The following is a 21,343-nucleotide window of genomic DNA, read 5'->3' on the forward strand; positions in this document are numbered from 1 at the left end:
TGGTGTTCTGGCCGCCACCGGAGGGAGAACCCCATGTCCGCGCTCGCCGTCATCCACCAGCCTCTTCGCCGCGCTCGTCTCCGCCCCGTTCCCGATCTTGAGGTTGAGCCCCCGGTCACCGTGACGATCGGCATCGCGGGCGGTGCCGCCGGTCGCGAACGTGTGTACGCGGCACTGCGCGACCTGGTCGACGCGGCCGGCCAGTCGGTCTCGATCGAGGAGCCCGACGACGGCAGCGGCCTGAGGCTCGATCCCGGCGCGCGCACCGCGGTCCGCGAGGGAGAGGTGCTCGACCTGAGCCGTCTCGAGTACGACCTGCTGCTCTTCCTGGCCCGGCACCCGCGTCAGGTCTTCAGCCGCAGCCAGCTCCTGGCCCAGGTGTGGGGACACACACATGCGACCAACCGCACCGTGGACGTGCACGTCAGCCGCCTGCGGACCAAGCTGGCCGACCCCGAGGTCGTCACCACGGTCTACGGGCTGGGTTATCGTCTCGCTGATGAAGCATGCGTCACCGTGGTCGAGCGGTAATGGCTGACCGGACGGTCGCGGTCGTCGGTGGGGGCTGTGCCGGCGTGCTCGCCACGCGCGAGCTTTTGCGCGGCACCGGCGACCGGGTGGTGCTGATCGAGCCCGACGAGCCCGGCGGCGGCCTGGCCTACGGCTCGGCCCGGCCGTGGCACCTGCTCAACAGCCGAGCCGGCGCGATGAGCGCCGACCCCGACGACCCCGGTCACTTCGCCCGCTGGGCCGGCTGCTCCTCCGACGACTTCCGGCCCCGCGCGGAGTACGGGCAATATCTGCGCTCGGTCTTCGCCTCGGTCGCCGACGAGCACGGCGACCGGCTGACCGTGCGGCGCTCGCAGGCGGCCGGGCTCTCGCCCGACGGGGTGCTGCTGGCCGACGGGCGCTCGGTGCGCGCCGACGACGTCGTGGTCGCGACCGGCAACCCGGCTCCGGCCCAGCCCGCGGCCGTGCCCGACCACCCCGACTACGTTCCCGACCCGTGGGCCAAGGGGGCGCTCGAGGCGATCCCGTCCGACGTGCCGGTGCTGCTGATCGGGGCCGGGCTCACCGCGATCGACGTGGCGATGACGCTCACCGCCGAACGCGAACGGGACGCGCCGATCACCGCGGTCAGCCGGCGCGGGCAGTTGCCGCTGACGCACACGCCGGTCGCCGCGCCGCCGATCGGGCTGGCACTCGACGACTGCACGACCCTGCGCGACATCGTGCGGGCGGTGCGCGCCGAGGCGGCCCGGGCCGGGGACTGGCGGGCCGTGGTCGACGGGCTGCGGCCCTACCTCGACCAGATGTGGACCGCCTTCACGCCCGACGAGCAGGAGTCGTTCCTGCGGCACCTGGCCCGGCCGTGGGAATGTCACCGGCACCGCATGGCGCCCGCCGTCGGGGCCCGGGTGTCCTCGATGCGCGAGGAGGGCCGGTTCGAGGTGCGAGCGGGCGGGGTGCACTCGATGACCGCGCCCGCCGCCGGTGGGCTGCTGGTCGAGCTGGAAGCGGGCGTGCAGTGGTTCGGTGCGGTCGTCAACTGCGCCGGGCCGGGGCGGCTGCCGGGGGCGGCGGGGTCGTTCGTCGGCAGCCTGTTGTCGTCGGGCGAGGCTCGGGTCGGGCCGCACGGGCTCGGGCTCGACATCGACGCGTCCGGGCGTTTGGTCGGGGCCGATGGGCGGGTGCGTCCCGACCGCTGGCTGATCGGGCCGTTGCGCCGCGGGGCCAAGTGGGAGACGACGGCCGTGCCGGAGATCCGTGCCCAGGCGCGCACGCTGGCCCGGTCCGTCATCCCGGTTGAGTAATACGATTCGCGCTATGTGGGGGTGTTCGCCCAGCTCAGGCTGGTTGTGAACGGGGTTCGTCAAAAATGACCAGCTCTTGAACATGCATCGATATATCTCAATACTCCGAGGGCAAGTGGTACGTCGGATCCGGCGTACCCCCACCCCCTGGGAGGATCCCCGTGCTCAACCGGAAGCTGCGCCGGCCGATCGTCGGCCTCACCGTTTGCATGCTCGTCGGCACCGGACTCGCCGCCTCACCCGCGTCGGCCGCCCCCTCCGCCGGTGACCCCTCGTTCGCCCCGTCCGCCCTGGCCACGTCGCTCGACGCCAAGTTCGGCGTCAACACGGCCGGTTCCTACGTCGACGCGGCCGGCAAGGTCGTCGTCAACGTCACCGACGCGGCCACGGCCCGTACGGTGAAGGCCTCGGGCGCCACCGCCCGGTTCGTCACCCGCAGCGGCGCCCAGCTCGCCGCGGCCGACAACGCCCTCAAGACGTCGCTCAAGACGCCCGGCACGACGTTCGGCATCGACCCGGTCAGCAACCAGGTGGTCGTCGAGGTCGACAGCACGATCACCGGCGCCACCCTCGCGTCCGTCGAGGCCACAGTGGCCAAGCTCGGCGACAGCGCCCGCATCGAACGCATTCCCGGCACACTGAGCACGACGATCAGCGGCGGCGACGCCATCTACGCCGGTGGCAGCCGCTGCTCGCTCGGCTTCAACGTGCGTTCCGGCAGCACCAACTACTTCCTGACCGCGGGCCACTGCACCAACATCGCCTCGACGTGGACGAACGGCTCGGTCACCCTCGGAACCCGCTCAGGCACCAGCTTCCCGGGCAACGACTACGGCATCGTCCGCTACACCAACACGACGATCACCAAGACCGGCGGCGTCGGCTCGGTCGACATCACCGGCGCCGGCACCCCCGCCGTCGGCACCACGGTCACCCGCCGCGGCTCGACCACCGGCATCCGCTCCGGCCGGGTCACCGCCCTCAACACGACCGTGAATTACGCCGAAGGCTCGGTCGGCGGCATGATCCGCACCACCGTCTGCGCCCAGCCCGGCGACAGCGGCGGCTCGCTCTACGCCGGCTCGACCGCGCTGGGTCTGACCTCGGGCGGCAGCGGCAACTGCACCAGCGGCGGTACGACGTACTTCCAGCCGGTGACCGAGGCCCTGAGCGTCTACGGGGTCAGCGTCTTCTAGTCCGGTTCTCTGTTGGACGGCCCCGTCGCTGCATGCGGCGGGGCCGGTTTTTGCGCATATGGTTCACCGGCGGCACATATCGATCACGATCCGGACCCCGGCTGCCGTCGCTCCCTCGCCGTATGGATCATGATTGCTTCCTTATCGAAGTTGGAGGATCGCGGTGTCGGTCGAAGTACGAATCCCCGCGCACTATGTGTCGTCGGGATGGGGCACGCCGACGGTGTGCATCCGGCACGGCGAAGCCGCCGTGGAACGCAAGAAGGTCCAGTTCATCTCGCCGCCTCCCGGGTGGGCCTACCTTCTGCTGCTGGCCGGGGGGCTGCCGTTCCTGATCGTCGTCCTCGCGATCCGCAAGACGGTCGAGGCCAGGGAATGGCCGTTCTGCTCGCGGTGCCAGGCCCGTCGCAGGAAGGGCCTGTTCATCGGCCTCGGGATCGTGGCCGTCGGCGTGCTCAGCATCGTGCTGGCTTCGGCGATGCCCGGCGATTCGGCCGGCCTGTTCATGGGGGTGGCCCCGCTGCTGTTGCTCGTCGGCTACATCGTCTCGTTGCGCGGTGCCAACCGCATGATGCTCGCCGACGGCCGCGTCATCGAGAAGGGCACCCTGGTCCAGTTCCGCAAGGCCGACGAGGCGTTCGCCACCCAGGCAGGTGCCGCCGCTCAGACCGCCGCCCAGCACAACGCCGCCCAGGCCGCTGCCGCCCAGGCCGCCGCGCAGCAGGCCGCGGCGCAGCACTACGCCGTCCCGCCCGCGCCGGTTCTCCCGCCCATGCCGGTTCTCCCGGACGCCGCGACGGCTGCCCCGGCCGCGCCTGCCCCGGCCGCGCCTGCCCCGGCCGCGCCCGTTCCTTCGGACGCAGCCACGGCTGCTCCGGCCTTGCCGACGGCGGCTCAGCCCGGTGTCGCCGAACCGTCGCCCGCTCAGCCTACGCCGGCCGCGGACGGCACTTCGGCTTCCTGATTCAGGCTGTGGATAACTCGGCGGAGACCGGCGCCGAGCGATAGCGTTCCCCCTCCTCCCCGGGTGGGTGGGGTGGCTAGCGGGCGCTACCCCCGGCTGGGTGGGGTGGCTAGGAGCCCGCACTGCCGGGTTATCCACAGATCCACGATGGACGGTTTGCCTGGCCTGCGCCTCGTCCGGGCTCCCGAGGGTGCGGCTTCGTGAAGATTCCGGGCTCCCGAGGGTGCGGCTTCGTGAAGACATCGCGGCCTACGAGGTGGTGGGGCTTATCGTCGAGACCTGATGGATCATCCACATTTGCATCCGCCCGAGCGCGCGACGCTCGAACAGTTCCTCGACCAGCACCGTGCGATGGTGCTGGCCGCGCTCGACGACTTGGGCGACGAGACCGCGGCCGCACGGCTGCTCCCGGCCACCGAGATGACGATCGGTGGCATCGTGAAGCACCTGGCGCACATGGAGGACCTGTGGTTCACGCGCCGGTTGCTCGGCGACGCCTATCCCGCGCCGTGGGAGCGCACGGGCGACGACGAGACGTGGGCCTGGGAGTCCGCACGTGACGACTCGGTCGAAGCGTTGCGGGCGCTCTACGCGGCTGCGTGCGAGCGCAGCCGGGTGGCCGTCGCGCGGTTCGACGATCTGGACCGGCGGGCGGCGCTGCCCTCGTTCGGCAAGGCACCGGTGAGCTTGCGGTGGATGCTCGTCCAGATGATCCGCGAGACGGCCCAGCACTGCGGCCACCTCGACCTGCTCCTTGACGCGGCCCGCAGCGGCTCGCGCTCGTGAGGGACGAGCGTCGCGCCGGCCGAGACCGGGCTGCGCGGTCGGTCAGCGGGATTCTTCGACGCGTTCCTCGCCTCGGCGGCGCAGCATTTTCAGGCCGGGCAGGCCGGCGATCGCCAGGCGCAGGTCTTCGGTGACCTCGAGCAGCTTGTGCAGGTCGGGGCCGACCTGGTCGAGCTTGCCGAGCAGGGGCATCACGTCGTCGACCAGGTGGGCTCGCAGCGCGGGGAGCTGGTCGATCATCCGGATGGCCGCCGTCACCTCTTCGGGGGACAGCTCCTCGACGAACTTGCGGGCCAGCGGGGCACCCTTGAGCAGCGTCTCCGAATAGGCCTCGAGCAGCCGGGTGGCGTCCTTCGCGGCGGCCTCGGCCCGGTCGACGACCGACTCGGCCCGCTCGCTGACCTGGGTGGCCCGCACGACCACGCCCTCGGCCGCGTCGGAGATGCCGACAGCCCGCAGCACGACCCCTTCGGCGCGCTCGCTCACGCTTTCGGCCCGCCCGACTACCGTGCTGGCCCGCGAGCTGATCTCCTCGGCGTTCCCGACGACGACACCCGCCCGCTCGCTGATGCTTTCGGCCCGCCCGACGACCGTTCCGGCGCGCTCGCTGATGTCCTCGGCGCTGGCGACGACTGCTCCGGCTCGGGTGCTGATGTCGGAGGCCTGGGCGACCACCGTCTCGGCGCGGGCGCTGATCTCGACCGCCTGGCCGACCACGCTCGACGCCGCCGTCGCGATCGTGCGGGCCTCGGTCACCGTCGTCTCGGCGGCGTCGACGATCGCGGTGACCCGGTGGATCAGGCCTTCGGCCTCGTCGGCCAGCACGGTGATGCGGCTGACCAGCAGCTCGGTCTGGCCCAGCAGGCCCAGCGCACGGACGGGGATGGTCGCCGCGGTGGCTGCCGTCTCGACCACCTGGACCACGGCGTAACGGGTCAGCTCGACGAGAGCCGTGGGGGACACGAACGGGAAGCGCATGCACCCATCATGCGCCAGAACGTCACGCCCGGCCGGGATCACGCTCCGTAAGCAGGATGTACGCCGTACGTCTAAATTCACCCCGGGGCCGCACACCGCTCGCACCGGCACGGCACTATGGCAGGCGTGCGACGTACGCGAAACTGGATCCTGGCGATCGCCACAGTGGGGGTCCTCGGGGGTGCGGGGTTGGTCGGCGTGGACATGATGCGCAACGACTCCGGTGGTGCCGCGCCGCCGCGCGTCGGCACGTTCAGCGAAAGCGGGGCAAAAAGCGACAGCGAAAGCGCGGCAAAAAGCGGAAACGAGGCCGGGGCAAGAAGCGAAAACGAGGGCGGCGCCACACCGACGCCGACCGCGCCCGACCCCGCCAAGCTTGCCGCGCAAGAGCAGGCCAAACGTGTCAAGGCCCTCGACGCGGCCCTCAAGAAATACGCCACCACGGTCCCCGAGTTCTCCGTGGCCGTGCTCGACCGTGACACCGGCCGGCGCTACTCCTTCCGGGGCACCGAGAAGTACGAGACCGCCAGCGTCGTCAAGGTGCAGGTGCTCGCCTGCCTGTTGCTCAAGGCCCAGGACGCCCGGCGCGACCTCACCGCCACCGAGTTGTCGCTGGCCAAGCGCATGATCCGTCTCAGCGACAACGACGCCACCACGTCGCTGTTCAGCAAGCTGGGCCGCGCCTCGGGCTTGAGCGCCTGCAACAAGCGCCTCGGCCTGACCGAGACCAAGGTCAGCGGCTCGTGGGGCCTGACCCGCACGACCGTGAACGACCAGGTGCGGCTGCTCTCGGAACTCGTCGACCAGAAGGGCCCGCTCGACGCCGGTTCACGCAAGCTGGCCTACACGCTGATGAGCACCGTCGACCAGAGCCAGGACTGGGGAGTGCCCGCCGCCGCCCAGGCCGGCGAGAAGTTCACGGTCAAGAACGGCTGGCTGGCCCGCTCCACCGAGAACTATCGCTGGATCATCAACTCGGTCGGCCGCATCACCGGCCCCGGCACCGACGTCTCGATCGCCGTCCTCTCGCACGACAACGCCACCATGTCCAGCGGCATCACCGTGGTGCAGAAGGTCGCCAAGCTCACCCGCCAGCACTTGATGTACTGAGCTCTGCCCTCATGGCCCTAGGCAGCACTTATCCCGTCGGGGATCATTGCGCGAGCGGTGCTGGGAGGGGGCGAGGGCATGCTTGCCGTGACGGTGAACGGCCGGCGGGTCGTCGCGCGTGTCGCGGCACCAGCGCCGGGCGGGAGTAAGCCGCTGATCGCGGCCCTGCACGGCGGAATGTACACCGGCCGCTACTTCGACATCGACGGCTACGGCAACGGCTCGTTCATGGACCTTGCCGTCTCCCGGGGCTATGCGGTCGCCGCTTTCGACCGGCCCGGGTACGGGGACAGTTTCGTGCCCACCCCCGACGAGAACTCTTTCGAGCAGCACGCCGTCTGGCTCGCTGACGCGATCGGGCAGACAGCCCAGCATTTCGGGACAGACAGGGTCTTTCTCGTAGGCCACTCGATCGGCGCCTGCGTCGCGATGACGATCGCCGCGCGCGACCGAGATTTCCGCCTGTCCGGTTTGTCGATGACGGGCATGGGAGCAGTGATCCCGCCCGGCGGAAACGGACACGCGCTAGCAGAGCAGGAACAGTCCGAGGCCGTCGAGATCCCCTTCGAGCAACGTGATCTGGTGATGTTCGGCCCCGAACACACCCGCACCGAGACCGCCGTCAAAGCTGCCCACGCCGCCTACAACCCGGTCGTCCCGGTGTGTGAGCTCGTTCAGGCCCCGCACTGGCCGGCCGAGAAGCTGCCCGGCGTGGCGCCCCGCATCAACGTGCCGGTGCAGAGCGTGCTGGCCGAGCACGACGCGCTCATCGAGAGCACCCCCGCGAACGTCGAGCTCTTCGCGTCGATGTTCACCCAGGCACCGTTCGTCGAGGCCGGCATCGCCCGCTCGACCGGCCACAGCATCGACCACCACATCCTGGGCCACGCGCTGCACCTGCGTCAGCTCGCCTTCGCCGAGGAGTGCGAACTCTGGGAAACCCAGCAACCCCGGTGAGCCTCGAACTGCGCGGCCGCTGGCGGGAGCGTGCGACCCTCGACAGCCTGCTGAGAGCGGTCAAGGAGGGCCACAGCCGCGTCCTGGTGCTGCGCGGCGAGGCCGGTGTGGGCAAGACCGCCCTCCTCGACCACCTGATCGAGCGGGCCGCCCCCGCCCGGGTGGTGCGGGCCGCCGGCGTTGAGCCCGAGACCGAGATCGCCTATTCGGCCCTGCAATACCTGTGCGCCCCGCTGTTCCCCTTCCTCGACCGCCTGCCCGACGTGCAGCGCGACGCCGTGAGGACGGCTTTCGGCCTGAGCGACGGCGCTCCGCCCGAGCCGTTGACGCTGGGCATGGCCGTCCTGGGCCTGTTCGCCGAGGCGGCCACCGACACGCCGCTGGTCTGCGTGGTCGACGACGTGCAATGGCTCGACCGCATGTCCGGCCTGATCCTCACGTTCGTGGCTCGCCGCCTGCACGCCGAGTCGGTGGCGCTGCTTTTGGCCGAGCGGACCCCCACCAGCGGCCGGCTCCTCGACGGCCTTCCCGAAATGCTCGTCGAGGGACTGCCCGACCCCGACGCCCGCGCCCTCCTCGACTCCGCTCTCCCCGGTCCGGTCGATGCCCGCGTACGGGATCGGATCGTCGCCGAGACCGGCGGCAACCCGCTGGCCCTGTTGGAGCTGCCGCGCGGCCTCACCGCGGCCGAACTGGCCTTCGGCTTCAGCGGGTACGACACCGCCCCGCTGGCCGGCCGGGTCGAGCTCGGTTTCCAGCGCCGCATAGCCGCCCTCCCCGACGACACCCGCAAACTGCTGCTGGCCGCCGCCGTGGAACCCGTCGGCGACGTCCCCCTCCTTTGGCGGGCCCTGGCCCTGCTCGACGTGGGTCCGGGCGCGGCGGCTCCGGCCGAGTCCGACGGCCTGATCGAGCTGGGCGCCCGTGTCCGTTTCCGCCATCCCCTCGTACGCTCGGCCGTGTGGCGCTCGGCCGAGCTGGTGCGCCTGCGCGAGGTCCACGCCGCGCTGGCCGAGGTGACCGACCCCGGCCGCGATCCCGACCGCCGGGCCTGGCATCGTGCCCACGCCGCCGTCGGCCCCGACGAGCAGGTCGCCGCCGAACTCGAGCGGTCGGCCGGCCGCGCCCAGGCCCGGGGCGGTCGTTCGGCGGCCGCGTCCTTCCTGGAGCGTTCGGCCGCCCTGACCCCCGACCCCGAGCAGCGGGCCGCCCGCACCCTGGCCGCCGCCCGTGCCCGGCTGAACGCGGGCTCGCCCAGCCTGGTTCCCGGCCTGCTGGCCGTGGCCGAGCTCGGCCCGCTCGATCCTTTGCAGCGCGCCGATGCGGCCCGGCTGCGCGCGAAGGCGTCGTTCATGCTCAACCCCGGTCGCGGGATCGGCCGGCCGCTGCTCACCGCGGCTTCCCGCCTGGCGCCGCTGGACGTCACCGCGGCCCGCGACACCTACCTGGCCGCCCTGGGCGCCGCCGTCCACGCGGGACGTCTGGGCGAGCCGGGCATGCTGCGACGGGTCGCCGCGGCCGCCCGCACCGTGCCGCCCGGGGACGACGTACCCGGCCTGTTCCTCAGTGGCCTGACCGCGTGGAGCCTCGACGGTTACGCCGCCGCCGTCCCGGTGCTGCGGCAGGCCCTCGACCGGCTCACCACCGACGACGACCTGGAGCTGCTCTGGCTGGCCGCGATGGTGGCCCTGGAGACCTACGACTTCGCCCACTGGCAGCGGCTGACGAGCCAGGCGGTGCAGTATGCGCGTCAGACCGGGGCGCTGGCGATCCTGCCGTACGCGTTGTCCTACCGGGCCGGTTCGCTCATCTTCGCGGGCCGGTTCGCCGACGCCCTCGAGCTGACCGAGGAGGCCGTGGCGGCCGGGCAGGCCACCGGCGTCGCGACCTACCTGGGCACACCCGTGATCATGACGGCCTATCGCGGTCAGGAGCAGCCCGGGCTCGCCCACGTCGCGGCAACCGAGCGGGACGCGCGCGAGCGTGGGGTGGGCCGCCTGGTCGGGGTCGCGCTCTACAGCAGGGCCGTGCTGCACAACGGCCTCGGTCAGTACGCCGCGGCGGTCGAGGCGGCCCGTCAGGCGGTCGAATATCCCGATCTCTCGATGCTGGGCTGGTCGCTGAGCGAACTGGTCGAGGCGGCGGTGCGGGCGGGCCGTCCGGAGATCGCGGCCGAGGCCCGCAACCGGCTGGCCGAGCGCACCACGATCGCCGGCACCCCGTGGGCGCTGGGGACGCAGGCCCTGGCCGACGCCCTGATCGGCGGGACCGAGGACGACTACCGGCGGGCGATCGACCTGCTGGAGCGCGACGGCCTCGGTCTGCCGGCGGCGCGCGCACGGTTGCTGTTCGGGGAGTGGCTGCGCGGACAGAGCCGCCGGGTCGAGGCGCGGCGCGAGCTACGGACGGCGTACGACAGTTTCGCCCTGATGGGAGCCGAGGCGTTCGCCGAACGGGCCGCGGCGGGCGAGACGGTCACTCGAAAGAACGAGGGTTTGACCGCGCAGGAGAGTCAGATCGCGCGGCTGGCCGTGGCGGGCCGCACGAACGCCGAGATCGCCGGAGCGCTCTTCCTGAGCCCCCGTACGGTCGAGTGGCACCTACGGAAGGTCTTCGCGAAGCTGGGGATCGCGTCGCGGCGAGAACTCGCCCGGGCGCTCGCCGCGTGAGTCCGGGACAGAAGCGGCAGCTCGGGCTTCACGCCGTTTCGTGATCCACGAGACCGTCTGGTTGATGATCAGGATCAGCAGGACGGCCGCGACCACGCCCTCCCACGGCTCGGGAAAGATCGAGCCCCCGGCGACGCCGATGCCCGCGTAGACGCCCGCCCACAGCCCGCAGGCCGGGGCGTTGGCGACCACGAACGTACGCCAGGGCATGCCGAGAAAGGCCGCGGCCAGCAGCACCGGAACGCGTCCGCCGGGAATGAGACGGGAGACCAGCAGCACCGGGATCTGTTTGCGGGACAGCTTCTCCTTGACCGCGGCCAGGTGCTCCTCGTCGCGCAGCCAGCGCAGCCGCTTGGCCAGCTTCTCGCCACCGAGGCGGCACATCGCGTACATGACCAGATCACCCACGTACGCCCCGGCCGCGCCGAACGCGATGACCAGCACGATGGTCAGCGGGTGATGCTCGTGGAAGGCCAGCGCGGCCGCGCCGCTGACCGCCGCGCCGGTCGGGACGATGGGGATGATGGCGCCGAAAGCCACAATGCCGAAGAGCCCGGCCAAGCTGCCGAGGGTGGCGGTCACGCGGGACGCCCGATCGTCAGCGTTTCGCCCTGCGCCAGCACGCGCACCTGGGAATCGGGGGCCTTCTGCAGCGCGAAGCGGGCGAATTCCGAACCCGGGTCGCGGAACATGTGGGAACGCACCCGGCCCATGCCGATCGGCCACAGCGTGCCGTAGTGGACCGGGACGGCCCAGCTCGCCTTGCTGCGGCGCAGGGCCTCGGCGCCGTCGGCCGCGTCGAGGTGGAACTCGGAGCCGAGCGTGGGACCCCAGCCGCCGACCGGGATCAGGGCCAGGTCGAGCGGGGCCAGGTCGTTCATTTCGTCGAACAGCCCGGTGTCACCGGCGAACCACGTGCGGGCGTCGCCCTCGATGACGAAGCCGATGGCGAGGGCGCGGTCGCGCGACCACGGGCCGCGGTTGCCGTCGTGGGCGGCGGGCACGGCGTGGATCCGTACGGAACCCACGGTTGTCTCGTCGCCGGGCGCGAGCTCGATCGTGCGGGCGACCGCGGCCGGGCCGAGCGACTTGGCCACGAACGCCTTGGCGCCGCGCGGCACGATCAGCTGCGGACCGTCGCCGATCTTGCGCAGCGAGGAGACGTGGAAGTGATCGGCGTGCAGGTGGGACAGCAGGATCGCGTCGGGCGTGCCGGGCAGCACGGGCGTGGGACCACCCATGCGCTTGAGGTGGGCGATGCGGTCGGTGAGCACCGGGTCGGTCAGCAGTGACGTGCCGGAGTCGGCGATCCACACGGTGCTGTGGCCCCACCAGGTGACCGATGTCGAACTCACGCCGTTCACGGTACAGAAGCCGGTGGAGTTTCGGCCGGTCCCCACCTTGGGCACACTGTGCGCGTGACCGGACCCCGCAGCGCGATCGTCGTGAATCCCACCAAGGTGCCCGACATGGATCATCTTCGCCGGATCATCGGCGAAGGACTCGCGAAGGCCGGCTGGCCCGAGCCGTCCTGGTACGAGACCACCCCCGACGACCCCGGCAAGGGCCAGGCCGAGCAGGCCGTACGCGACGGGGCCGAACTCGTGTTCGCCTGTGGCGGCGACGGCACCGTGATGGCCGTCGTCACCGCCCTGGCCGGCTCCGACGTGACCATGGCCGTGCTCCCGGCCGGCACCGGTAACCTGCTCGCGGCCAACCTGGGCCTGGGCACCGACCCCGCGACCGGTGTCGAGGTGGCGCTCGAGGGCGGCCGCCGCCGCATCGACGTGGGCGTCTGCGACGGCCGTTGCTTCGTCGTGATGGCCGGCATGGGCTTCGACGCGCAGATGCTGGCCGGCACGTCCGAGCAGGCCAAGAAGCGCATCGGCTGGCTGGCCTACGTGGGCGGCGCGGTCAAGCACCTGCGCGATCGCCCGATGCGGGCCCGGATCGTGCTCGACGACCGGCCGCCGATGCCGCGCAGGCCGCGTACGGTCATCGTCGGCAACGTCGGCCGTCTGCAGGGCGGGGTGCGGCTGCTCACCGAGGCCGACCCGGCCGACGGGCAGCTCGACGTGGCGATCCTGAGCCCGAACAACCTGGCCCACTGGGCGTCGCTGGCCTGGGGTGTGGTGCGCCGCCGCGACCGGGTGCCGCTGATGGAGACCTACACCGCCTCCAAGATCAAGATCCTGGCCCGGGGTACGCAACCACGGCAGCTCGACGGCGACCTCATCGAGCCCGGCCGCAGCCTGGAGATCCACGTGAAGCCGCGGGCGCTGCTGCTCAGTGTGCCCCGCCCGGCCGGAGACCCCGATCTGGCGTACGACGTGAGCACCGCGGCCGAGGCCGCCGAACAGATCCGAGAGGCGGCCCGTGAGTAGCACCGAGCCCGTGCCGCAGACCCGCGACATGAGCGGGGACGAGCTATCGGCCGACGATGCTCTGCTCGCGATCCGGCACTACGGCCGCTGGCCTCTGGTGCGCGACGCGTTCATCCGGTTCCGCTACGGCGACGGCTTCAGTCACGCGCGCGCCTTCGCCTTCCAGCTCTGCCTGGCGATCGTCCCGTTCCTGATCGCCCTCTCCGGCCTCGCCGCCGACCTGGGCGCCGAGGAGGGTGGCCGGGTCGTGGCCGAGACGATCCTGGGTCTCACCCCGGGCGCGAGCGATCCGCTGGTCAGCGAGCTGCTCGAGGACACCGAGCACGCCAGCGACGCCGGTGAGGTCGCGCTGACCCTGGGCCTGATCACCGGTCTGCTCGCCCTGACCACGGCCGTGTCGCAGATCGAGCGGGGCGCGAACCGCATCTACGGCGTCGAGCGCGACCGCCCGGCGGTGTTGAAGTATGCGCGGGCCACGATCCTGGCCGGGGTCGCCGGGCTGCCCGCGCTCTTCGGCTTCCTGCTGCTGGTGGCCGGGCGGCCGTTCGGCGACGCGGCCCAGCAACACTGGGACTGGCCGGGCGAGCTGCGCGTGACCTGGGACTTCGTGCGCTGGCCGCTGAGCCTCGTGCTGATCGTCTTCGCCGTCGGGCTGCTCTTCAAGTACTCGCCGCGCCGCCACCAGCCGGGCCTGTCGTGGCTGCTGTTCGGCGCGGGCGTGGCGACCGTGCTGTGGTGGCTGGCGAGTCTCGCGCTGGCCGGGTACGTGCGCTTCGGCGGGGGCTTCGGGGCCACGTACGGGCCGCTCACGGCCATCATCGCGCTGCTGCTGTGGGCCAACCTGACCGGCATCGCGCTCTTCCTCGGCCTCGCCTTCGCCGCCCAGCTCGAGGCGGCCCGGGTCGGTGCGCCCCGGCCGGCGAAGCGCGACAAGTGGGAGCCAAGTGTGCGGCCGAAGCCCTCCGGGTAATGCCAGGGAACCTTCCCCGATCCCCCGAGGAGTCCGAAGTGTCCGACGACAACCGCGTGGTCGAGCGGGCGGGCTGGGCCCCCGTCCGGCGCTTCGCCGAGCGCAGCGTCGCCGGCCTGGCCGTGGTCGTTCTGGCCGGCCTGGCCTTCGGCACGCTGTTGCTGCTGGTGCGGGCCAACTGGAGCCCGCTGCGCGACCTGGACCAGTCGATCGCCACCGGCCTCAACGACCTCATCGCGCCCCACGCGGCCCTGGCCAAGGCCCTGAACGTCGTCACGTCGGCCGGCGGGCGCGGTTTCCTGGTGCCGATCGTGCTCATGGTGATCGTGCTGCTGCTGATCCGCCGCCTGCCCCGCCTGGCCCTCTACCTGGCGGTCACCGGCCTGGGCGCGGCGATCCTCGACCCGGGCCTCAAGGCGCTGGTCGGCCGGGTGCGGCCGGTGGTCGCCGAGCCGATCGGCTCCTACAGCGGCCCCAGCTTTCCCAGCGGCCACACCCTCGGGGCCACCATCGTGTACGGCATGCTCGCGCTGGTCCTGCTGTCGGCCACCCGCGGCCGCCACAAGGCGTGGATCCTCTCGGTCGCCGGGCTCGTCATCGTGGCCGTGGGCCTGAGCCGCATAGCCCTCGGCGTCCACTTCCTCTCCGACGTCCTCGCGGGCTGGCTCCTCGGCCTCGCGTGGATCAGCGTCACCGCGTACGCCTTCCGGGTCTGGCGCCGCGAAGCCGGCCACCCCACCCCTTCGGTGACCGACGGGCTCGACCCCGACGCCGCCGACGACCTCCTTCCCGCCCCCGCCGAGGAGAAGGTGCTCCCGCATCCGTGGGCCAAGGGCGCCGAGATCCTGGTCGGCTGGGTGCTGACATTCGGGGTTCTCTTCTTCGTCGGGAAAGCCGTGACCCGCTGGGAGCCGCCGTTCGACGACGCCTTCCCGCGCTGGTTGCAGACGTTCCGCACCGACCGGCTCGACGACCTGAGCTGGCTCGCCTCCAAGGCCGGCGACACCCACGCCATCCTGCTCATCTGCCTGATCTTCTGCCCGCTCGCGCTGGCCCTGTGGCGGCAGTGGCGCCCGGTGCTGTTCATCGTGCTCACCATGGTCGGCGAACTCACCCTCTTCCTCTGCGCGGCCGCCGCGACCGGACGCGCCCGTCCCTCGGCCGAGCAGCTCGACGGTCAGATGCCGACCTCGTCGTTCCCGTCCGGCCACATCGCCGCGACCATCTGCATCTGGGTCGCGATCGCCGTTGTGACCCTTCCCCGCGTACGGCACTGGTGGCGCTGGGCCTTCCCGGTCCTCGCCGTCGTGATGCCCCTGCTTGTCGCGTTCTCCCGCATGTACCGCGGCATGCACCACCCGACCGACGTGCTCGGCGCGACGATCCTGACCGCCTGCTGGGTCGGCGCCCTCTACCTGATCATCCGCCCCAACGCGGATCCCGCGACCGCGTCGGAGGCCGCCGTCGAGGTGCACCGGCAGGAGCAGCGGACGGTGGCCGCGTGAGGTTCCTGACCTGGAACATCAAGACCGGCGGGGGCGGGCGGCTCGACGCGATCACCACGGTGATCCGCCGCGAGAACCCCGACCTGCTGGCCCTGCAGGAGCTGCGCGGCTTCGATGCCGGTTCATTGGGAGAGCTGGCCGACGCCGTCGGGATGGCGCCGTTCTTGGGGCGCTCGTTCCTCGGGCAGCCGGTCGCGGTGCTTGTGCGGCCGCCCTTGCGGATCCTCGAGCGGACGGAGGTGCGCTGGCGCCTGCATCACGCCGCCGCGGCCGTCACGGTCGCCACCCCATCGGGGCCCCTTCGGGTGGTCAGCGTTCACCTGAACCCGTTCTCGCCCTACCGCCGCATGCGCGAGGCTCGCTGGCTGGCGGCCCGCTTCCGGCCGGACCGGCTGCGTACGGTGATCGCCGGGGACCTCAACGGGCTCGACCCCGGAACAGACCACACGGCGACCCTCGCGCCGCAGGCGGGTTTCCTGCGGGCCCGGCACCTCGCCCCGGACGGGTCGGCCGACACACGGGCCGTGGGGGCGTTCCTCGACGCCGGCTTTGTCGACCTGTGGAAGGTGGCCGGGTCGGGTTCGCCGCTGACCGTGCCGACCACCAGGGGTGGCGGGCGGGAGTTCTCGCGCATGCGTCTCGATTATGTGATGGCCTCACCGACGGTGGCCGCTTCGGACATGGTCGTCATGCGCGGCGACGAGACGGAATTCGCTTCCGACCACTACCCCGTACGGGCGGAATTGTCCCTATAGCCAAAGATCGATTTGTTTGGAGCGGTCCACTCGCTATCATCAGCGGACGCCGCATGCGGAGGCGTGAGAGTTATTCAGGGCGGTGGATACCGAGTCGTTGGCCTCCGGCTCGGTGCAGGTCAAGGTAGGCCCTGAATAACCCTCATCCAACGCGAGAGTGCTCGAAACCCGGAGGCGTTCGATGGCGAATCAGCGCTTCGCGGTCATCGTGGGGGCCGACGACGCTGGTCCGCGCGCGCGTTCTGGCAGGTCACGGCCCTCGCGGCTGCGGTTCGCCGAGCGCGACGCCCGCGCCGTCCAAGAGCTGCTCGATCTTCACGGCTTCGACACCTGTCTGTTCACCGGGGCCGGCGCGACCGCCGCGCACATCAAGGCGGCCCTGCGTCAAGCGGCCATGCGCTCCGACCCGACTGATCTTCTGGTCGTCTATTTCGCCGGATCGGTGCGGCAACCGGAGTGGAGTCGCGGCGCCGACACCTATCTCGTCACCGCCGACCTTGACGAATCGACCCTTTCCGAAATTCCGGATTCTGGGCTTCGGATGGCTTTCCTCGAACGCGACGTCCTCGATTTCTTCCCCGGCTCGGCCGTCCTGATCCTCGACGCGGCGTGGGCCCAGGACAAACCCGGCCGCCTCGACCCCAGCCGCTACAGCGCCCTGATCTCCGTCGCACCCGACGCCGACAGCCGCGAAGACCCCGTCATCCGCCACGGCGTCCTCACCGCGCACATCCTCGCCACGATGCGCCGCGAGCAACGCGTCACCATCGGGTCGCTGGCCCAGGCCGTACGGGATCAGGGCCTGTCACCGCAGGTCGCGGGAACCGACTCGATCGTGCTCACCGGCGCACCGGGCGAACCCGCCGCCGGGCCGGGTCTGCGCCCGCTGTCCAACCCGCTCGACGGCGCGGCCGGCGAGATCCTGCACCTGATCCGCCGCCTGTCGCAGAACGCCCGCATGCCCCGGCACGCCGCCCCGCGCTCCTCCGGGCACCGCGCCGAGGCCGGGGGAGCGGCGCCGTCCCGCGTCGAATACGTGCGCGCCGCCACCGAGGCCCACTCGGCCGCCCTGCTCGAATACACCTCCGGCGGCTTCCAGACGATCGACTCGACCAAGCGCTTCGACCTCGACCAGATCCGCGCCATGCTCGACTTCCCGGGCGGCGCCGACTGGTTCGGGCACACCGTCGGCGACGACCGCCGCACCGTCCTGTGCCTGCCGCTGCGCCACGCCGAGGGCAGCTCCCTGCTCCTGGCCCTGGTCGACCCCGCGCCCCGGTTCCTGTCCCTCGGCCAGCCCCTGGCCAAGATCCTTGAGACCATCTGGCGTACGGACTTCGCAGCCGCTCCCGAAGAGGCCGAGATCGAAGTCCTGACCGCCCTGCGCGGCGCCTTCGGACGACTGCCCGGCCCGCTCTACGAGCACTGCTTCGAGCTCTACCGCCGGGTCCTCGAATCGTGCAGCGTCGTCTTCCAGCCGGTCGTCACGCTCGGCAAGACGGCCCGGCGCGTGGGCGTGCACAGCTACGAGGCACTGGCCCGCCGCTCGCCGTCCGACCAGCGCGCCCCGGTCGCCATGCTGCGCCTGGCCGAGGTGTGGGGCGACCGCTTCGTCGTCGAACGCGACCGCGTCATCCTGGGCATCGCCCTGCGCGCCTACGCCCAGGCCCACGCCGACGGCCCGTGGCGCGACCCCAAGCCGGTCTCGATCAACGTGGCCGTGCGATCGCTGCTCAGCGACGCGTACGTCGAGGTGCTGCGCGCGACGATCGCCGAGCTGGGCATCGAACCGTCCACGGTCACCCTGGAGATCTCCGAACAGGACCCGATCGAGCCCCGCCGCGGCGAACAGTGGGCCGAGGCCCCGCACGCCTACTTCCACAACCGCCTGGCCGCGATCGCCCGCGACGTCGGCGTGGCCTTCGCCGTCGACGACTTCGGCGAGGGCTACGCGTCCCTGTCCCGCATGGCCGAGCTGCCGTTGACCCAGATCAAGGTCGACCGCGCGATCCTCCACCACCCGTTGGCGGCCAAGGAACTCTCCCTGGTCATGGACACGGCCAGCCACGTGGCCCACGCGCCGCGCGTGGTCATCGTCGAGGGCGTCGACGACGAGTCCCCACTGACCCTGCGCCAGATCTACGACCAGCGCATCCGCCACGTCCAGGGCTACATCACCCGCCAGCCGGCTGCCGCGACCCTCGACCCCCTGACCGCCGAGGCCTGCGAACACATAGCCGCCCTGGTCCGAGGCGACCACGAACACCGCGACACCCTGATAACCCGGGCCGACGACCTCCCCCTCCAGCGCGGCGCCTGACGGGAACGATCGACTACGCCGTGCCAGGTCCACTCACCACGGTCTCCCGAGGGCAGGTGCGCGGATCTGCTTGATATGCAGGTAATCCTTGGTGATCCACGGCATGTTTGTGGCGCTGCTGGTCGCCGAGGTTGTCGAGCGGTCTCTTCGGTTTCTAGGTGGCCAGCCAATGAGCGACGAGTTCGGTGATGATGGCGCCGCCTCGGTCGTTGAGGTGGATGTGGTCGACGAGCAGTTCGCGTCCGCCGTTGCGGGCGACCTCGTCCCAGCTTTGGCCGAACAGGTAGTGCTGGGTCGCCGCGCCGAAGGACAGCAGGAAGCTGAAGTCGTATGGTGCGGGGTCGCCGCCGCGCTGCCGGAGCAGGTCGGTCAGCTGCTCGTGTACGGGCAGGTAGTCGACCTGGGCGCGGGTCGCGGTCTCTTTGATCACGGTGTTGTAGGCGGTGAGTTTCTGGTTGAGTTCGGCGTCCAGGTCCTCGCCGAGCGGCGGCAGGGACAGCAGCGCGATCCGGGCGGTGGTGCGGGACTTGACACGGTCGACGATCGCGCCGAGGTTGTCCCGGTACTGATCCAGCGGTACGCCATCGCGTACGTCGTTGCCGCCGATCAGGATCGCGACCGCGGTGGGGCGGCATGCGACGATGTCGGTATCGACCCGCTGGCGAAGGTCGGCGCTGGTGTTGCCGTTTACGCCGGCGTTGACGAACTCGTACTCGCGGTGTTCGGGCCGTTCGCGAAGTGCGCCCACCCAGTCGGCGCCGAGCGTGCCCTGGGTCGAGCTGGAGCCGGCCGCGACGACGGTGGGACGAGCGTCTGGCTTGCGGCCGTCGGCGCAGGCTTCGGCTGGTGGATTGGCAGGCGGCCGGCCGAAGGTGAGGTATCCGACGGTGCCTGCGGCGCCGAGTACGCCGACGAGCAGCAGGCACGCGGCGATGATGATGCGTTTCTTCACGGTCAGTACCCCAGCGAGATGGTGTGGCCGGCGGTGGTCGGGTTGTCCAGTGCGGCGAGGATGGCATTGGCGAGATCGACGCGGGCGATGGTGATGCCGCCGCGGACGTTACGGTCGATGGCGGTGCGATAGGGGCGGTGCTTGCCGTCGGTGAGGCGCGGCGGTCGCATGATCGTCCAGTCCAGGTCGCTGTCGCGGACGGCCTGCTCGGTGCGGGCGAAGTCGGCGAATCCCTCCCGGAGGTAGCGCCGCAGCATTGGCTTGACCACGGTGCGGGTGAACGGGCCGTCGCCGGCGTCGACGATGTGTCCGCTCGCAGTGACGACGATCAGGCGCCGGGTGCCCTCGGCACGCATCGCGGTGATGATCGCGGAGGCGCCGTCGGCGCACACCGAGGCGTCCGTTCTGGTGCGCGGGCCCAGTGCTGACACCACCGCGTCCTGGCCGGTCACGACTGGCCGGATCGCGTCGGGGTTCATGGCGTCGGCGATCACCGGTTCGAGTTGTGGGTGGTCGATCTGCGGCAGGCGGGCCGGGTCGCGCACCATTGCGGTGACGTGATGGCCGGCGGCGAGCGCCTGGAGCACAACGTGTTGTCCGGTGCCGCCGGTGGCGCCGAAGACAATGAGGCGCATGCATGCCCTCCAGGGGTTAGTGATTACTAACCCCGATACTGGGCTAGTAATCACTAACCTGTCAACCGGTGAGACGAGGACGACATGAGCACCAGGGAACGGATCCTCGACGCGGCCGAGCAGATTCTGCGGACACGCGGCGTTGCGCTGGCCACGACAAAGGAGATCGCGCAGGCGTCGAAGGTCTCCGAGCCCACGCTCTACAAGTACTTCGACGACAAGGAGCGACTGCTACTCGCCGTCCTCCAGGAGAGACTGCCCGGCCTGTCCCGGATCTCGGTCCGGCCAGGCGAGGGCGACGTCGAGGACAACCTCGCCGAACTCGCGCACGCAGTCTTGGACTTCTACCAGCAATCGATTCCCATGCTGGGCGCGCTCCTCGCCGACCCGCAGCGCATGGCAGCACACCGGGAAGCGATGAACCGGCACGGCGGTGGCCCGGACAAGGCGGTCGCCATCTTCGCCAACTACCTGCGGGCCGAGCAGGCCATCGAACGCATCAACCCCGACGCAGACCCGGACGCAACCGCATCCCTACTGATCGGTGCATGCTTCCACGAGGCGTTCCTGCGCTACTACGCCCAAGGACCGGCCGCAACCGCCGCCCCGCGCGCATCCGCCGAGGCGTTAGCCCGTGCCGCTGTCCGCCCACTGCTGCCGCCGTCTGCCTTTCATGGCCAGTGACCATCACATCAGGCTCACGCGGTACCCGCATCTGCCGCCGGTCGCGCGCGGCGCTCAGGACGAGGGTCACCCTGCGTGCAGACCGTACGGGCGGCGACGCGCGGCGGACATGGCCGATGAGCGGCCGTCTGCGAAGGTATCGAGCGTTCGTGGCCGGCTGCCTGTCTTCGCCTATCCCCGGCAGCAGCGGACCTGTCAGGCATGCTCGTCGAACGAGATGTCGAAGCCTAATTCCTCGTCATACATCACGGCATCCCATAGTCGCATCGCCACTGAAGAAATGACGTCGGCGATCAACCAGTCCGTGGTGTGTCCCGACAGCGTCAGTTCGATGAGGGTGTCACTGCCGGCGACGGGGCCTGGTGCGCCGTTTCGCAAGGCGCCGTCCACCTCTTGCCGCACGGCGCCGGGGCGGGTGTTCACCTGGAGCAGGATCGGTCCGCCGCCAGTGCGGGGCACGAATAGATCCAGGAGCGGGTCGTCCGACTGCTCTCCCAGATCTTGCGATGTCGATACTTCATGTGCGGCCCAACCTACACCGTCGCCGCTCGGCGCAGACGAGATGGCGGAGTCTAGGCGCATCGCGGCTTCGATCAGCTGCAGGATCACGCGTTGTGCAACCGGTTCACCGGAACGGGCAAGCAGATAAAGCGTGTATGCCACA

At 71.0% G+C, this 21,343-nt stretch carries 20 protein-coding genes; 14 read left to right on the forward strand and 6 right to left on the reverse strand.

What is annotated here, in order from left to right:
* Positions 1-33: 33 nt before the first annotated feature.
* The 5 genes from EER30_RS19095 (at position 34) to EER30_RS19115 (ending at position 4,760) form a co-directional block, all read left to right on the forward strand.
* A complete protein-coding gene (locus EER30_RS19095; protein ID WP_127501836.1) occupies positions 34-531 on the forward strand; it encodes a winged helix-turn-helix domain-containing protein in 498 nt (165 codons plus the stop codon).
* Entirely contained in the window at positions 531-1,814 is a 1,284-nt protein-coding gene (locus tag EER30_RS19100) for an FAD/NAD(P)-binding protein (protein ID WP_127501837.1), read from the forward strand. Before EER30_RS19095 ends, EER30_RS19100 begins: the two co-directional genes overlap by 1 nt.
* 161 nt (positions 1,815-1,975) lie before the next feature.
* Positions 1,976-3,010, forward strand: coding sequence for a S1 family peptidase (locus EER30_RS19105; protein ID WP_240670138.1), 1,035 nt, complete (start codon positions 1,976-1,978; stop codon positions 3,008-3,010).
* 163 nt (positions 3,011-3,173) lie between these two features.
* Positions 3,174-3,974 (forward strand): hypothetical protein, encoded by an 801-nt coding sequence (locus EER30_RS47960; RefSeq protein ID WP_205650291.1) that lies wholly within the window; start codon positions 3,174-3,176, stop codon positions 3,972-3,974.
* Between the two features lie 282 nt (positions 3,975-4,256).
* Positions 4,257-4,760, forward strand: a complete 504-nt coding sequence (locus EER30_RS19115) for a DinB family protein (RefSeq protein WP_127501838.1) — start codon at positions 4,257-4,259, stop codon at positions 4,758-4,760.
* 42 nt (positions 4,761-4,802) lie between these two features.
* Here the strand turns inward: EER30_RS19115 and EER30_RS19120 are convergent, their stop codons facing one another.
* Complete coding sequence (locus EER30_RS19120; protein WP_127501839.1) at positions 4,803-5,738, reverse strand: methyl-accepting chemotaxis protein; 936 nt, start codon at positions 5,736-5,738, stop codon at positions 4,803-4,805.
* 117 nt (positions 5,739-5,855) lie between these two features.
* Here EER30_RS19120 and EER30_RS19125 point away from each other — a divergent pair, with 117 nt between their 5' ends.
* From EER30_RS19125 to EER30_RS19135, 3 genes are all read left to right on the forward strand, one after another.
* Positions 5,856-6,848 (forward strand): serine hydrolase, encoded by a 993-nt coding sequence (locus EER30_RS19125; protein WP_240670140.1) that lies wholly within the window; start codon positions 5,856-5,858, stop codon positions 6,846-6,848.
* 78 nt (positions 6,849-6,926) lie between these two features.
* Positions 6,927-7,805, forward strand: coding sequence for an alpha/beta hydrolase (locus EER30_RS19130; protein ID WP_127501840.1), 879 nt, complete (start codon positions 6,927-6,929; stop codon positions 7,803-7,805).
* A complete protein-coding gene (locus EER30_RS19135; protein ID WP_127501841.1) occupies positions 7,802-10,474 on the forward strand; it encodes an ATP-binding protein in 2,673 nt (890 codons plus the stop codon). The genes EER30_RS19130 and EER30_RS19135 overlap by 4 nt, the downstream gene beginning before the upstream one ends.
* Here the strand turns inward: EER30_RS19135 and EER30_RS19140 are convergent.
* Together EER30_RS19140 and EER30_RS19145 are read right to left on the reverse strand one after the other, a co-directional pair.
* On the reverse strand, positions 10,406-11,056 hold the full coding sequence (locus EER30_RS19140; protein ID WP_127501842.1) for a DedA family protein: 651 nt from the start codon (positions 11,054-11,056) through the stop codon (positions 10,406-10,408). The two genes, EER30_RS19135 and EER30_RS19140, sit on opposite strands and share 69 nt — an antisense overlap.
* Complete coding sequence (locus EER30_RS19145; protein ID WP_127501843.1) at positions 11,053-11,829, reverse strand: MBL fold metallo-hydrolase; 777 nt, start codon at positions 11,827-11,829, stop codon at positions 11,053-11,055. The genes EER30_RS19140 and EER30_RS19145 overlap by 4 nt, the downstream gene beginning before the upstream one ends.
* A gap of 114 nt (positions 11,830-11,943) precedes the next feature.
* On the opposite strand from EER30_RS19145, the gene EER30_RS19150 reads away from it, so the two are divergent.
* The 5 genes from EER30_RS19150 to EER30_RS19170 all read left to right on the forward strand — a co-directional run bounded on the left by EER30_RS19150 (position 11,944) and on the right by EER30_RS19170 (position 18,408).
* Positions 11,944-12,858, forward strand: a complete 915-nt coding sequence (locus EER30_RS19150) for a diacylglycerol/lipid kinase family protein (protein ID WP_127501930.1) — start codon at positions 11,944-11,946, stop codon at positions 12,856-12,858.
* Positions 12,851-13,828, forward strand: coding sequence for a YihY/virulence factor BrkB family protein (locus EER30_RS19155; protein WP_127501844.1), 978 nt, complete (start codon positions 12,851-12,853; stop codon positions 13,826-13,828). The genes EER30_RS19150 and EER30_RS19155 overlap by 8 nt, the downstream gene beginning before the upstream one ends.
* On the forward strand, positions 13,828-15,333 hold the full coding sequence (locus EER30_RS19160) for a phosphatase PAP2 family protein (RefSeq protein WP_127501845.1): 1,506 nt from the start codon (positions 13,828-13,830) through the stop codon (positions 15,331-15,333). The genes EER30_RS19155 and EER30_RS19160 overlap by 1 nt, the downstream gene beginning before the upstream one ends.
* The gene (locus tag EER30_RS19165; RefSeq protein ID WP_127501846.1) at positions 15,330-16,088 is read left to right on the forward strand and encodes an endonuclease/exonuclease/phosphatase family protein; all 759 of its coding nucleotides are present in this window, start codon (positions 15,330-15,332) and stop codon (positions 16,086-16,088) included. The genes EER30_RS19160 and EER30_RS19165 overlap by 4 nt, the downstream gene beginning before the upstream one ends.
* 181 nt (positions 16,089-16,269) lie before the next feature.
* A complete protein-coding gene (locus EER30_RS19170; protein ID WP_127501847.1) occupies positions 16,270-18,408 on the forward strand; it encodes an EAL domain-containing protein in 2,139 nt (712 codons plus the stop codon).
* Positions 18,409-18,562: 154 nt separating this feature from the next.
* On the opposite strand, the gene EER30_RS19175 is transcribed toward EER30_RS19170, so the two are convergent.
* Together EER30_RS19175 and EER30_RS19180 are read right to left on the reverse strand one after the other, a co-directional pair.
* Entirely contained in the window at positions 18,563-19,360 is a 798-nt protein-coding gene (locus tag EER30_RS19175; protein ID WP_164842378.1) for an SGNH/GDSL hydrolase family protein, read from the reverse strand.
* A 2-nt stretch (positions 19,361-19,362) separates the two neighbouring features.
* Positions 19,363-19,995: an NAD(P)-dependent oxidoreductase gene (locus EER30_RS19180; protein ID WP_127501849.1), complete on the reverse strand. Its 633-nt coding sequence runs from the start codon at positions 19,993-19,995 to the stop codon at positions 19,363-19,365.
* Between the two features lie 84 nt (positions 19,996-20,079).
* Here EER30_RS19180 and EER30_RS19185 point away from each other — a divergent pair, with 84 nt between their 5' ends.
* Positions 20,080-20,679, forward strand: a complete 600-nt coding sequence (locus EER30_RS19185; protein WP_127501850.1) for a TetR/AcrR family transcriptional regulator — start codon at positions 20,080-20,082, stop codon at positions 20,677-20,679.
* Positions 20,680-20,874: 195 nt separating this feature from the next.
* Here EER30_RS19185 and EER30_RS19190 read toward each other — a convergent pair whose 3' ends face one another.
* Positions 20,875-21,342: a hypothetical protein gene (locus EER30_RS19190; protein ID WP_127501851.1), complete on the reverse strand. Its 468-nt coding sequence runs from the start codon at positions 21,340-21,342 to the stop codon at positions 20,875-20,877.
* Between the last annotated feature and the right edge of the window lies 1 nt (position 21,343).

It is taken from the genome of Actinoplanes solisilvae, assembly GCF_003999975.1.
Taxonomy (GTDB): Bacteria; Actinomycetota; Actinomycetes; order Mycobacteriales; family Micromonosporaceae; genus Actinoplanes; species Actinoplanes solisilvae.